This is a genomic window from uncultured Fibrobacter sp., from assembly GCF_946062555.1.
GTDB lineage: Bacteria > Fibrobacterota > Fibrobacteria > Fibrobacterales > Fibrobacteraceae > Fibrobacter.
Window position 1 is genome coordinate 1 of record NZ_CAMGVQ010000084.1, and the last position, 12,671, is coordinate 12,671.

The 12,671-nt window shown below is 52.1% G+C and carries 10 protein-coding genes; 7 read left to right on the top strand and 3 right to left on the bottom strand.

Annotation, left to right across the window (positions count from 1 at the left end):
* The first annotated feature begins 133 nt into the window (after positions 1-133).
* The 5 genes from Q0P86_RS15535 (at position 134) to Q0P86_RS15560 (ending at position 6,072) form a co-directional block, all read left to right on the top strand.
* Positions 134-1,357: a hypothetical protein gene (locus Q0P86_RS15535; RefSeq protein WP_295040719.1), complete on the top strand. Its 1,224-nt coding sequence runs from the start codon at positions 134-136 to the stop codon at positions 1,355-1,357.
* 351 nt (positions 1,358-1,708) lie between these two features.
* Positions 1,709-2,128 (top strand): metal-dependent transcriptional regulator, encoded by a 420-nt coding sequence (locus Q0P86_RS15545; RefSeq protein ID WP_290994344.1) that lies wholly within the window; start codon positions 1,709-1,711, stop codon positions 2,126-2,128.
* An 11-nt stretch (positions 2,129-2,139) separates the two neighbouring features.
* Positions 2,140-2,379 (top strand): FeoA family protein, encoded by a 240-nt coding sequence (locus tag Q0P86_RS15550; RefSeq protein WP_072799394.1) that lies wholly within the window; start codon positions 2,140-2,142, stop codon positions 2,377-2,379.
* A complete protein-coding gene (feoB, locus tag Q0P86_RS15555; RefSeq protein ID WP_295040721.1) occupies positions 2,379-4,793 on the top strand; it encodes a ferrous iron transport protein B in 2,415 nt (804 codons plus the stop codon). The genes Q0P86_RS15550 and feoB overlap by 1 nt, the downstream gene beginning before the upstream one ends.
* A gap of 88 nt (positions 4,794-4,881) precedes the next feature.
* The gene (locus Q0P86_RS15560; protein ID WP_295040723.1) at positions 4,882-6,072 is read left to right on the top strand and encodes an FISUMP domain-containing protein; all 1,191 of its coding nucleotides are present in this window, start codon (positions 4,882-4,884) and stop codon (positions 6,070-6,072) included.
* 200 nt (positions 6,073-6,272) lie between these two features.
* Here the strand turns inward: Q0P86_RS15560 and Q0P86_RS15565 are convergent, their stop codons facing one another.
* The 3 genes from Q0P86_RS15565 to Q0P86_RS15575 all read right to left on the bottom strand — a co-directional run bounded on the left by Q0P86_RS15565 (position 6,273) and on the right by Q0P86_RS15575 (position 10,020).
* Positions 6,273-8,393 (bottom strand): glutamine synthetase III, encoded by a 2,121-nt coding sequence (locus tag Q0P86_RS15565; protein WP_295040725.1) that lies wholly within the window; start codon positions 8,391-8,393, stop codon positions 6,273-6,275.
* Between the two features lie 190 nt (positions 8,394-8,583).
* The gene (locus Q0P86_RS15570; RefSeq protein ID WP_290994353.1) at positions 8,584-9,150 is read right to left on the bottom strand and encodes a manganese efflux pump; all 567 of its coding nucleotides are present in this window, start codon (positions 9,148-9,150) and stop codon (positions 8,584-8,586) included.
* A 66-nt stretch (positions 9,151-9,216) separates the two neighbouring features.
* Complete coding sequence (locus Q0P86_RS15575) at positions 9,217-10,020, bottom strand: hypothetical protein (RefSeq protein ID WP_295040727.1); 804 nt, start codon at positions 10,018-10,020, stop codon at positions 9,217-9,219.
* A 40-nt stretch (positions 10,021-10,060) separates the two neighbouring features.
* On the opposite strand from Q0P86_RS15575, the gene Q0P86_RS15580 reads away from it, so the two are divergent.
* Entirely contained in the window at positions 10,061-10,450 is a 390-nt protein-coding gene (locus Q0P86_RS15580) for a c-type cytochrome (protein WP_295040729.1), read from the top strand.
* A 94-nt stretch (positions 10,451-10,544) separates the two neighbouring features.
* The gene (locus Q0P86_RS15585) at positions 10,545-12,446 is read left to right on the top strand and encodes a SulP family inorganic anion transporter (protein WP_291022234.1); all 1,902 of its coding nucleotides are present in this window, start codon (positions 10,545-10,547) and stop codon (positions 12,444-12,446) included.
* Positions 12,447-12,671: the final 225 nt, after the last annotated feature.

The following is a 12,671-nucleotide window of genomic DNA, read 5'->3' on the forward strand; positions in this document are numbered from 1 at the left end:
GCCGCTTTCAGGCTATTTTTTTAGAAAAATGTTCCACACTTAGCTCAGAAGAGCCCTTTTTTGTAGCACTATTTGTAAAAAACCTGACGGAGTGTTACAAAAACAGAAAATTAATCCGTCAAGGGAGAGAAAAATGAGAAACCGTTTGACATCTAATCTTTTGTTCGGTCTTGCAGCCGCATCCTTCTTTGCTGTATCTGCATTTGCCCAGGATGCTGCTCCTGCCGAACACACTAACCCGGGCGAAGTCGCTGACGCCGCCGGTAACGCTCTCGGCATGCTCAAGGCTAGCATGAACGAAGGCACTTCGGAAGCCCAGATGGAAGTCAAGTACAATGGCGAAGTGGAATTTGATGTTTACACAGGCAATGTCTGGGCAGAAGATGACCTGAACCATTCCTACGCTTCTACCTTTGACCTGAATTTTGAAGTCAAGTTCAACGAAAAGTGGTCTGCATTCGTTGGCCTCGAAGCCGACGGTGAAACGACTGATCCGGCCGCCATTTACAACGGCGCCTATATTCAGTACCAGCCGGCTGATTTCTTCGCGGTTAAGCTTGGCGACCTGACTTTCTCGGAAGGAGCTTTCGTTGCCTACTATGACTACGACGATCCTGCCGATAACGCCGCCGGTATGAAGGAACACGATATCCGCGGTCTTGAAATTGACCTGGCTGGTTTCATTCTTGGTGTTGGCTTCGGTCGTGGCGATAACGACTGGGCTGACGAAGAAGGTGCCAAGGTATACGACGTGCATGCCGCCTACGAATTCGACTATGCCGGTCAGCACTTGCGTCCGTATGTAGACTACAAGAGCTTCCAGACCACTCAGCATAACGAACTCCATGCCGGTGTAGAAGCGGACCTCTCTCTCGGTGGCTTTGGCTTCAGGGCTGTGTATGGATTCCATGCCGACTACCTGGGCGACGATGGCGATGTCGTGGAAGGTCAGGATTGGACTTCTACCGCTCACGCCTTCTTGGTTGAGCCGACCTTCGAAGTGGGTATGTTCGATATCAAGACGACAGCCTTCTATGCCATTGTTGACAGGGGCGATGCCGCCGAAGATGCAAGCGATCTTGACAACGGCGAAATTCCGGAATACTTCTTCGTGTATGCCGAACCTGCCTTCAAGCTTGCTGAATTCATCAAGTTCGGTATCCCTGTGGAATACCACACGCACACCTTGGATGATGACGACGAAACTGCTGTAACGTTTGATGTCGGTGGCCGCATCTACATCACTCCGGTCGAAAACCTGGAGATCACCGCTTTCGGCATGGTGGATGTCGCCGTGCAGGATAACGAAGACGACGATGCTCTGCGTTTCGGTCTCGAAACCGTATTCAGCTTCTAATTACTTCATAGAATGCCCAATAAAGGGACTGTGGCTGTTTGCCGCGGTCCTTTTTCTTCATTTTTTTTGCAACGCGAGCGTTCATTGCCAACATATGTTTAGCTTGCGCCGGGTAACAGCGCAGTCTGTCAAATAAGAATCTATCAAGACTTGGTATGGAATCCCGACTTCTTTTGCCATTTCCTTGAAATAGTCGATAGTATTTGGATTCAGTCTGATTGTAACCTGCTTAGTTTTACGCTTTTTTACCCCCGTTTCTCGCGTATTAGCTTTTACTAATTAGCCTCGGCTTTCTAAATTTAGCGTTGACTAATATATAAGGTGTGTTTTTCGACCAATCGGAGCCGTCCTATGGAACAAGTAAAGTTAAGCCAGAGCCTTGAAGACTACTTGGAAATGGTGCACATGCTGCGCCTTGCGAACGGGATTGCCCGTGTCCGCGACATTGCGGCGGCGCTCAAGGTGAAGATGCCGTCGGTGGCCAAGGCGGTAATCGAACTCAAGAAGCAGGGCCTTGTGACGCAGGAGCCTTACAGCGGCATCGAACTCACGTCGGAAGGGGCGCTTGTGGCGTCCCAGATTCTGAACCGTCACATCCTGCTGAAGAGCTTTTTGATCAAGCTTGGTATCTCCGAGGCGATTGCCGACAAGGATGCCTGCTGCATGGAACACATTCTTTCGGCGGAGACTCTCGAGAAAATCGAGGAATTTGTGAACACGCCCAATGAATCGGCGAAAAAGCCGAACGCCGCTAAATCTAAGAAAAAGTAAATCGTTGGTGTATGAATAACGAACCGAAGTTTTCGGAACTTAAAAAAGGCGACAAGGCCGAAATTATTGGATACAACACGGGTGATTCGCAGTACAAGTCCAAACTTTTATCAATGGGGCTTGTGCGCGGCGTGGTGCTGCAGGTCTTACAGGTGGCTCCGCTCGGTGATCCGGTCGAGGTGAGCGTGCTTTCGTACAGGCTTTCGCTCCGCAAACAAGAAGCCAACGTGCTCAAGTTGAGGAGAGTCTGATGCCTATCGAGAAAGAAGTTTTCACGATTGCGATTGCGGGCAACCCGAACTGCGGAAAGACCGCACTGTTCAATTCGCTGACCGGCTCGAACCAGATTGTGGGCAACTGGCCGGGCGTGACTGTCGAAAAAAAAGAAGGCCAGTTCAAGCTCGACAACCACACGATTCGCGTGGTGGATTTGCCGGGTATTTACGCGTTGTTTGCAAACTCCGAAGACGAACGTGCCGCTCTCGATTACCTGCTCAAGGGCGAAGCGGACTTAGTCGTGAACATTCTGGATGCCACGAACCTGGAACGCAACCTGTTCCTCACGAGCCAGCTGATGGAAAAGGGCGTGCCGATGGTCTTGGCGGTGAACATGATGGACATCGCGGCGAGCCGCGGCATCCATGTGGACCTGCACAAGCTCGAAGAAATCCTCGGCGTGACGGCGATTGGCCTCACGGCGGTTTCGCCCAAGAGCTGCGAAGGATTCGTGAACGACTTGCACAAGCTGCTGCATAACAGCCGCGAACTTCCGCTCCCGAAGGCGGTCAAGCATTCCGAAGTCCTCGAGAAACTGATTGAAAAAATTGCGGTGCCGCTCAAGCCCGTAGCCGACAAACTAGGGGCAAGCCCGCGCTGGACGGCGGTGCAGTACCTGGAGCATAGCGGGCGAGTGCTGGAACTTGCCGACGAACTTGGTGTCGAAATCCCGCACGACAAGATTGAAGAGGACTTGGGCGAAGAGGTGGAATTTGCGCTGGCGGATTCACGCTATTCCTATGCCCGCGATATCGCCAAGGTGGTCATCCGCGACAACACTACCAAGCGCACGCGAACTGACAAGCTCGACAAGCTGTTCCTGAACCGCATTTTGGGAATTCCGCTTTTCCTTGTCGCCATGTATCTGGTGTTCTGGTTTGCGGTGAAGGTCGGCAGTGCGTTTATTGATTTCTTCGACATTTTGTTCGGCGGAATTTTCGTGGACGGCATGACGGAATTGTTGATGAAGATTGGCGCGCCGGGCGTTGTCGTCGCGCTGTTGGCGAACGGCATCGGTACGGGCATCCAGACGGTATCGACGTTCATTCCGGTCATCTTCTTCATGTTCCTTTGCCTTTCGTTCCTTGAGGATTCTGGCTACATGTCGCGTGCGGCGTTCGTGGCGGATCGCTTTATGCGGTTCCTCGGCCTCCCGGGAAAGGCTTTTGTGCCGATGATTGTGGGCTTTGGCTGCTCGGTGCCTGCGCTCATGGGCACGCGTACGCTCGAAAACAAGCGCGAAAGGTTCCTTACTTTGTTCCTGGTGCCGTTCATGAGCTGCGGCGCGCGCCTCCCGGTGTATGCGCTATTTGGTGCGGCGTTCTTCGGCGAAAGCGCAGGGACGCTCGTGTTCGGAATTTACCTGACGGGCATCGTGATTGCTCTGATTTACGGCCTGCTCTTGCGCCATACGGTTTTCATGGGCAAGGAATCGACATTTATCATGGAACTGCCGCCTTACCATTTGCCCAAGGTGCGCAACCTTTTTCGCCACGCATGGCTCCGCCTCAAGGAATTCGTTTTCCGTGCGGGCAAGGTCGTGCTCATTATGGTGACGGTGCTTGGCTTTATGGGCTCCGTCGGCACAGATGGAAGTTTCGGTAACGATAACAACGAAAAGTCGGTGCTGAGTGCCGTGGGTACGGTGATTACGCCGGTGTTCGAACCCTTCGGCGTTGAACGCGACAACTGGCCCGCTTCGGTGGCGCTTTTTACGGGCCTCTTCGCGAAAGAGGCGATTGTCGGAACGCTCAATTCGCTGTATGCCATCGAGGGCACGGGTGATGCTAACACTGCCGAAAAAGCGGGGGAGGCCGACGCGTTTACTACTGCCGACGCGACTCCGGATGAGAATGTGGCCCCTTCGACAGGATTAGGGACCTTAAAGGACGCTGCCCTTCGACAGGCTCAGGGACCTGGGTCGTCATTTAGCCTCAAATCAACGGTGAAGGAAGCTCTTGTGAGTGTCCCCACGAACCTGGTAGAAGTCTTTACTTCGATTGCGAATCCGCTGGGCGTCAAGGATGCGATTGATGCTTCGGCAGGCTCAGCAACCGAAGGCGGCGAAACCGAAGGCGCGTACAATACGATGCCGGCGCATTTCAACCTCGGGCGTTTCCAAGTGCTGGCGTATCTGCTGTTTATATTGCTTTACGTGCCGTGCCTTGCCGCCATGGGAACCGCCTTCCGCGAACTCGGGCGCTTCTATGGAACGCTCATGATGGTGCTCCAGACGGTTATCGGCTGGAGCCTCTCGGTACTGTTCTTCCAGGTGACCTGCGGGCATTCCGTCGCATTAATCGTGACTGCACTCGTGCTTCTCGCCGGTGTGGTCGTCGCGCTCGTTGTCATAGGCCGCGACCAGCGCAAGAAGAAAGTATTCGAGTAACTTCGCGTATGAATCTGAATCTGGAAATATTTTATATTTTCGCCCCGACCTCCAGACAAGATTCCGCATGGTACATTTTTTGAATAATTTGAAAATTTCGACAAAGTTGGCTGTTTTTGCCCTTTTGGTCGGATTTTCGCTGTCTTATGCGATTACGTCTATTCCTATTAATGGCGTCAAGGCTTCGGCCACTTTGCCTGACTTGGGACAGAGAAATTTCCGTCCCGAAAATATGGTCATGAAAAAGAACGTGCATCCGTTCTATCAGGTTTGGGGCGCAAAGTACAAGGATAAGCCTATTACATTGGAATTCATTGTTGAGGCGCAGCGTCTTGACGTGATAACTTTGTTCAACGGGTACATGCGCGATTCCTCGTTCTATACGAATTTCAGTCTTGCGAAGAATATAAAGATTTACCAGAACTCGACGGACAATTTGGTAAGGTCGCTCACGCTCTCCAAGCCGAAGTGGGGTGGTTTCAAGAATCCGCATCCTGACATCATCGTTTTCGAAAAGCCCCTGCAAAACGTGTTCAAGATCATTATCGAAATTGAAGACATTTATCCGGGTAAGGCGTGGAACGATGTGTGTATTGCGCTCGTTAAGTTTTGGGGGTTCCCCAGGTTGCCTCGTAAGCTCAAGACGTCGCAGCTGACTGATCCTCGGGATGGCCAGAGCTACAGGACGGTCAAGATTGGGGAACGCGTGTGGATGGCCCAGGATTTGCGCTATAAGACACTAGACAGTCGTCCTTTTACAGATTCTGATGCGCCTAATTTGCGTTTGCCTGCCGATGCGGGACTCGAATATCCTGAATCCGATATTGAAGGAATTTGTCCCGAAGGTTGGCGCCTTCCGACGGAATCTGAATTTGTCAACTTGAAAACGGAGTTTCCTGAAACATCTACACTCGATGATTTCTTTGCGGCGTCATTCCGCAGACCAATTTATTCCATTCGTGAAGAAGATACTCCGGGGCGCGAGCAGGGCTATGCAACGGATGTCGAGGAATTTTTCTATCCGACCGATGTCTACGAGTTGAATTTTTCTACCTTGACGCGCCATTACTATGACAGTGAATGTTCCGAAGAAAGTAACGAAAAGTTTGCCTTTTCGTCGTACTGGACTTCGGATTCAAAGGAAATTCCCTTGTGGCCTGACGAAGACGGAAATGTCGAAGTGAAACAGTTGCGGTTCTATCGTTTTGGCGGTACCGATTATTGCGAAGCGATGCTTTGCCGCGAAGATTTCCACTTTGTCCGCTGCGTGATGGAATAGTTTTTCGCTAAAAAATTTGAGATAAATTATCTTCGCTACAGAATTTATTTGTATCTAATGCGAACAACGCAAAATCCGCCGGCTTTCACCGGCGGATTGCATTTTGAGGTTCTGTATATGAATTTGGGTGGGGCGGTCAATGTTGTTTAGTAGATGAACTGGCATTTGACTGCGCACCTTTGACGCGCAGCCGATGTTGTTTAGTAAATAAACAACATCTCACGATATTTCGGCAACGGCCACTTTTCGTCGGGCACGATGCTTTCGATCTTGTCGACGATGATGCGGAGATTTGCCATGGCGTCGAGGATCGCTTCGTGCTTGTCGCCGAGAGCGGCTTCCATTTGGGCCACAGCGGCTTCGAGTTCCTTGAGCTTGTCGCCGAGTTCGCAGGCGTAACCGTCGACAGCGTAGAAACCCTGGGTCTTGGCCATTTCGTTGGTCTTGAGGGCGTTGCTGTAGGCGCAGAGCACCTGCGGAAGCACCACGTTCTTTGCGATATCGAAAGCAATCTTGCCTTCAATGTGAATCTTCTTGTGGTAATCTTCCATGTTGACTTCGTAACGGGAGTCAAGTTCGCGCTTGTTGAACACACCGTACTTTTCAAACAGGGCCACATTTTCTTTTTTATTGAGAGCCTGGAGAGCTTCCATGGTTGTGCGGATGTTCGGGAGGCCGCGCTTGGCTGCTTCTTCCACCCATTCGTCGGTATAGCCGTTGCCGTTGAAAATGACGCGCTTGTGTTCCTTCACAATCTTCTGCAACAGGTTCTGGAGTTCTTCGTGGAACTTGTCGGCAGAAACATTGGCGAGCTTGTCAGCGATGAGGTCGAAGGCTTCGGCGACAATGGTGTTCAGGATGACGTTCGGTTCGGAGCAGCTCTGGCTGGAACCCGGAGCGCGGAATTCGAACTTGTTGCCGGTGAATGCGAAGGGCGATGTACGGTTACGGTCGGTAGCGTCGCGCGGGAGCGGCGGCAGCGTGTCGGAACCGAGCTTCAGGGCGCCTGCCTGCTTGCTGGACTTCGGATCGCCCTTTTCGAGCTGGTCGATGACGTCGGCGAGCTGGTCGCCGAGGTACATGGAGATGATTGCCGGAGGAGCTTCGTTGGCACCGAGACGGTGGTCGTTACCGGCGCTAGCGACTGCCATACGGAGCAAGTCGGCGTGGGTGTCGACAGCATAGATGACGGCACAGAGCGTGGTGAGGAAGATGGCGTTCTGGTGCGGGTCCTTGCCCGGGTTCAAGAGGTTCGTTTTGCCGTAGTTCACGGACCAGTTGTTGTGTTTGCCGGAACCGTTGATGCCGGCGAACGGCTTTTCGTGCAGCAGGCAAACGAGTCCGTGGCGGTCGGCGACCTGGCGGAGTACTTCCATAATCTGCATGTTGTGGTCGCAAGCGAGGTTTACTTCCTCGAACATCGGGGCAAGTTCGAATTGGGCAGGAGCCACTTCGTTATGGCGGGTCTTGGCCGGAATGCCGAGCTTCCAGAGTTCCTTTTCCACATCGTTCATGAAGTTGATGATGCGAGCCGGAATGCTACCGAAGTAGTGGTCTTCCATCTGCTGGTGCTTTGCCGGAGCGGCTCCAAACAGCGTGCGACCGGCCTGGTACAGGTCAGGGCGCTGCAGGTAGAAACGCTTGTCGATGAGGAAATATTCCTGTTCGGCACCGAGAGTGACGGTGACCTTCTGCTGGGCAACGCCGAAGAGACCCATGAGACGGTCAGCGGATTTCTGCAGGGCCTGAATAGAACGGAGAAGCGGAGTCTTCTTGTCCAAGGCTTCGCCGGTATAGCTACAGAAAGCGGTCGGGATGCAGAGGGTGGCACCGTTGCCGTGGCGCTTGATGAATGCCGGAGAGGTCGGGTCCCAGGCGGTGTAGCCGCGGGCTTCGAAAGTAGAACGAAGGCCGCCGCTCGGGAAAGACGATGCGTCCGGTTCGCCGACGATCAGGTTCTTGCCGCTGAAGGCGAGAATGGCCTTGACGCCTTCGGGTTCGAGGAAGGAGTCGTGCTTTTCGGCGGTGGAACCGGTAAGGGGCTGGAACCAGTGCGTAAAGTGGGTGGCGCCGCGGTCGATAGCCCACTTCTTCATGGCGTGGGCGACTTCGCCGGCGATGCTCGGATCAAGCGGTGCGCCGCCATCGATGGTGGCGAAGAGCTTCTTGCAAATGTCCTTGGGAAGATATGCGCGCATGGCCTCGGCGTTGAAAACGTCTTCGCCGTAGAAGTCGATGTTTGCGGGTGCTGCGGGGAGGTTTGCGCCGGCGTTTTCGCTGGCGATTTCCTTGATAGCTTTTAATCTGTATTCGTTGCTCATGGCAATCTCCTATGAATTTTGTTTTCGGTGCCATGAATGCAAAAATCGTGCCAAAGATGTAAAATGCTCAAAAAATGTTAAAATCGCGCGTTTGACAATGCAAACTGCCTCATTTACACAAATTAAATTACATAATTTGTAATAAAATTGCTGAAATTACATTTTGTGAAAATCAGGCCGGTGCCGTTTTTTAGGCAATGAACATCTTTACGCCGATGCCGATGAGGATAATTCCTGCGATGATTTCGGGAATCTTTGTCTTGAATCGTTTGGCGGCGTGTCGGCCGATTTCATACCCGAGAACGCCCATGATAAAGCTTGCAAGTGCAATGGCGCTGGTGGCAAGCACCATGTTCGCGTTCAGGAATGTAAACGAAATTCCGACAGCGAATGCGTCAATACTTGTCGCAACTGAAAGCAGCAAAATGTTTGCGATCGTCAAGTTTTTCGCGGCAATCTGTTCGCCTTCCGCTTCGCCTGCGTCACCACGGACAGCGCCCCAAATCATGCGCCCGCCCAGAATGCAAAGGATGGTGCAGGCGATGGGAGTGCCCACGGAATTGAACCAGCGCTCGGCAAAACTCCCGAGAAAGTACCCGAGCAGTGTCATGCCGCCCTGGAAAACTCCAAAGCTAACCGCCTGGAGCATGGCGCGGCTGTACTTGATTCCTTTCTTTGAAAGTCCCGTGGCGATTGCGACGGCGAAGCAGTCCATTGCCTCTACAATCGCGATAATGATGATTTCGATAAAGCCCATTCTCTAATCTGTCATGCCCGTCGGGTCCTATCGGCCTTTGGCCTCCAGGATGACAGGGCATCTCCTTTATCGCGTAAATTTATACCTTCCCAGCAGGTCAAAATATCTTGCCTTCGGTGAAATCTTTACGGCCGGACGCTGCTTACGAATGGCCGTGGTGGCGTTGGAATTTACAAAGAAGAATTCTCTCAAATAGTATCCGGTAGAAGATTCTTCTAGATATTTAAGCTCATATCCGTTATCTGTTTTGATGTATTCTATCGTTTCGCGAAGATTAGTTTTTCCATCACGCGTTTCGTATTCATAGCACTTAAAGTCGTTTGACGAATCCCCAACGGTGAATGTGATTTCGTGTCTAGGAGCAGTTGTGTTATAATCAAAAATTCGTTTGTCGTATAAAGTGTCGTTAGAAAAAAATATTTCTTCAAAAGAGTCGTATTCATAAGTGTAAGAAGATATGTATGAATGAATCTTTTTCGTTATACAGGTGCCTTCTAAAGAACCTTTGGAATACTGTTTTTCAGTAAATATAATGGTATCCCCTGATGATTCTTGAGTTATGATGGTTTCGGATGTATTTCCTTTGAGTGCACGTTCGTCTAAATTCCAGTAGTAATACGAAGTATGAATTGATGCACTATCTTTCATCGGGTCCATAACTAAACTGTCAATTTTCCCGTTAGTGTAATATATTTTGTGAGACCATTCGTTTTTATGGGTGTAGTTCTCTACAAAATACGAGGAGTCGTGATATGCTTTGTCTTGGGTAATGTCCAAGCTTCCTTTGCTGAGTATAAAAATTGCTTCGGTGCACGTATTCGCTGCTGCAAAACCCGCCAAAAGCATTAAGCAAAATAAGATTTTTTTCATTTGTGTCTCCTAACGTAAAGATAAAAAATTATATTGTTTTGTGGAAAGAATAAAGGATGGCGTTTTGAAACTGCGTGTTGCTGTCATAGTCTTTATTTCGGTGTGTGCACTTTTTGCGGTGGATGCGTTCGTGCTTCCGCCGGTTACTCCCGAACTCAAAAAAGAGGCGCAGGACTATTATAATAATGAATGTAAGGGGTGTCATCGCTGGGCGCGCAAGTTTGCCGCCCCTCCGATGCACGACAATGTGGCAAGTTATGCCGATAAACCGGAAAATATGGTGCGATACCTGATGCACCCGACTCCGCAGCACCCCGACGAGTGGCCCGCCATGGAAATCACTCAGCTCACCGAGGATCAGGCGAAAATGATGACGGCCTGGCTCCTGTACATCCTCAAGAACCCCGATGACCCGGGGAGACCCAAGTAAAAGCGGCCGAAGCCTCCCAATTCTTTTCATTTTCACCCTTAACAAAGGGAGTAATTTTTTTTAAATTTGGCGCCGTCCTAAGAACGGAGTGCCCATGCCCAATATTCACGCCAAAGAATCCCTCCGGAGTTTCCTCGCTGGCGTCAAGACGACCATCACCCCTGAACTTTTCCGCACGGTACGCAGGGGCTATAGCAAGAAATGCTTCGTCAGCGACCTGATGTCGGGCCTTATCGTGGGCATTCTCGCGCTTCCGCTTGCGATTGCGTTCGCTATCGCTTCGGGCGTGGGTCCGGAACAGGGCCTCTACACGGCCATCATCGCGGGCTTTGCGATTTCTTTCCTGGGCGGTTCCCGTTTCCAGATTGGCGGTCCCACCGGCGCTTTCATCGTGATCGTTTACGGTATCGTGAGCCAGTACGGTTACGACGGCCTCGCTTCGGCGACGCTCCTGGCCGGTATCCTCCTGATTATTTTCGGTCTCGCTAAATTCGGGGCCATCATCAAGTTCATTCCGTTCCCGGTGACCGTGGGCTTTACCGCCGGTATCGCGATTATCATTGCGCTTGGCCAGGTGCCGAACTTCTTCGGGCTCCGCTTTTTGGCGAAGGACCCGGCCGATGCCGTGGGTAAGATCAAGCTTTATGCTTCTTCTCTCGATACCATCAACATTTATGCTGTGATTGTGGGCCTCGTGGCGCTCGCCGTCTGCATCTTGTGGCCGAAGATCACCACGAAAGTCCCCGGTTCCCTGATTGCCATTATCGTGGCGACGGTCATGGTGAAGGTTCTCGGCTGGGACGATCCAATTACGGGCCACGGCGTGGTGACCATCGGCATGAAAAACCACATCCCCAGCGGTTTCCCGATGCCGCACCTGCCGAACATCAGCCTCGAAATGATGCAGAAGGTGTTCCAGCCGGCTTTGACGATTGCTATTCTCGGTGCCATAGAATCGCTTCTTTCGGCAGTGGTGGCCGATGGTATGACATCAACCAAGCACCGTTCCAATACCGAACTTTTTGGCCAGGGTGTCGCGAATATCCTTTCGCCGATTTTTGGCGGTATCCCGGCCACGGGTGCCATCGCCCGTACGGCGACCAACATCCGTAACGGTGCCGTGAGCCCGATTTCGGGCCTGGTGCATGCGGTGGTGCTTCTCCTTATTATGCTCGTGCTTGGCAAGTATGCCGAAATGATTCCGATGGCAGCGCTTGCCGCCGTGCTTTTCCAGGTGGCTTTCAATATGTGCGGCTACCGCAGCTTCATCAAGATGTTCAAGGCTCCCAAGAGCGATGTGGCTGTGATGCTCGTGGCCTTCTTCCTTACGGTGATTATCGACCTTACGGTGGCGATTGAAGTCGGCGTGCTCCTTGCCGCAGTGCTCTTCATCAAGCGCATGAGCGATGTTGCCGAAGTGGAAACGGTGACCGAAGCCCTCAAGGAGGACGACGAAGAAGCCGCCCACAACGACCTCAGCCGTCAGGTGCCGAAGGGCGTTGCCGTGTACGAACTGGCCGGTTCGCTCTTCTTTGGTGCGGTGGACAAGTTCAAGGATACCATGGCCCGCATCTCGGACAAGCCGAAGATTCTGATTTTGCGCATGCGTAGCGTGTCGAGCATCGATGCTGCCGGTATCCAGATGATCGAGGACTTGTTGAACCGTTGTAACCGCGAAGGTACTCAGTTGCTGCTCTCTGGCGTACATGCCCAGCCGGTGGTGGCACTTACCCGTGCAGGCGTCCTTAAGCAGCTTGGCGAAGAAAACGCCCTCGGTAACATCGACGCGGCCCTCAACCGTGCCCGCGAACTCCTCGGCCTTCCGATTGTCGATACCTCGCACGAAGTGCAGCAGGCTCCGACGGTCTCTTGGGAAAAGAACCTCGACAAGCCGTGGATGCCCGAAGAATCGAATGCCGCTGTGGCCGAAGAAACTCCGGAAGTCATCGCCGAAAAGATGATGGACGAACCCGTCGTCAAAATCGAAGAAAAGTAATCCCGCGCACCGCAGCCTGTCATCCTGGACCCTCGAAGGGGGGACGGGATCCAGTGCGCCGCAGCGTGTCATCCTGAGCGGAGCAACGGAGTTGCGAAGTCTCTTTGACCACTTAGCGCTTTAGCGCTTATGTGAGCATGATCCCCCTTGCGGGGAGAAGGATCTCTTGTTGAATATACCGGAGCAAAGTACACCGTGAAACCGGAGTAATGGAAACCGGCGTAC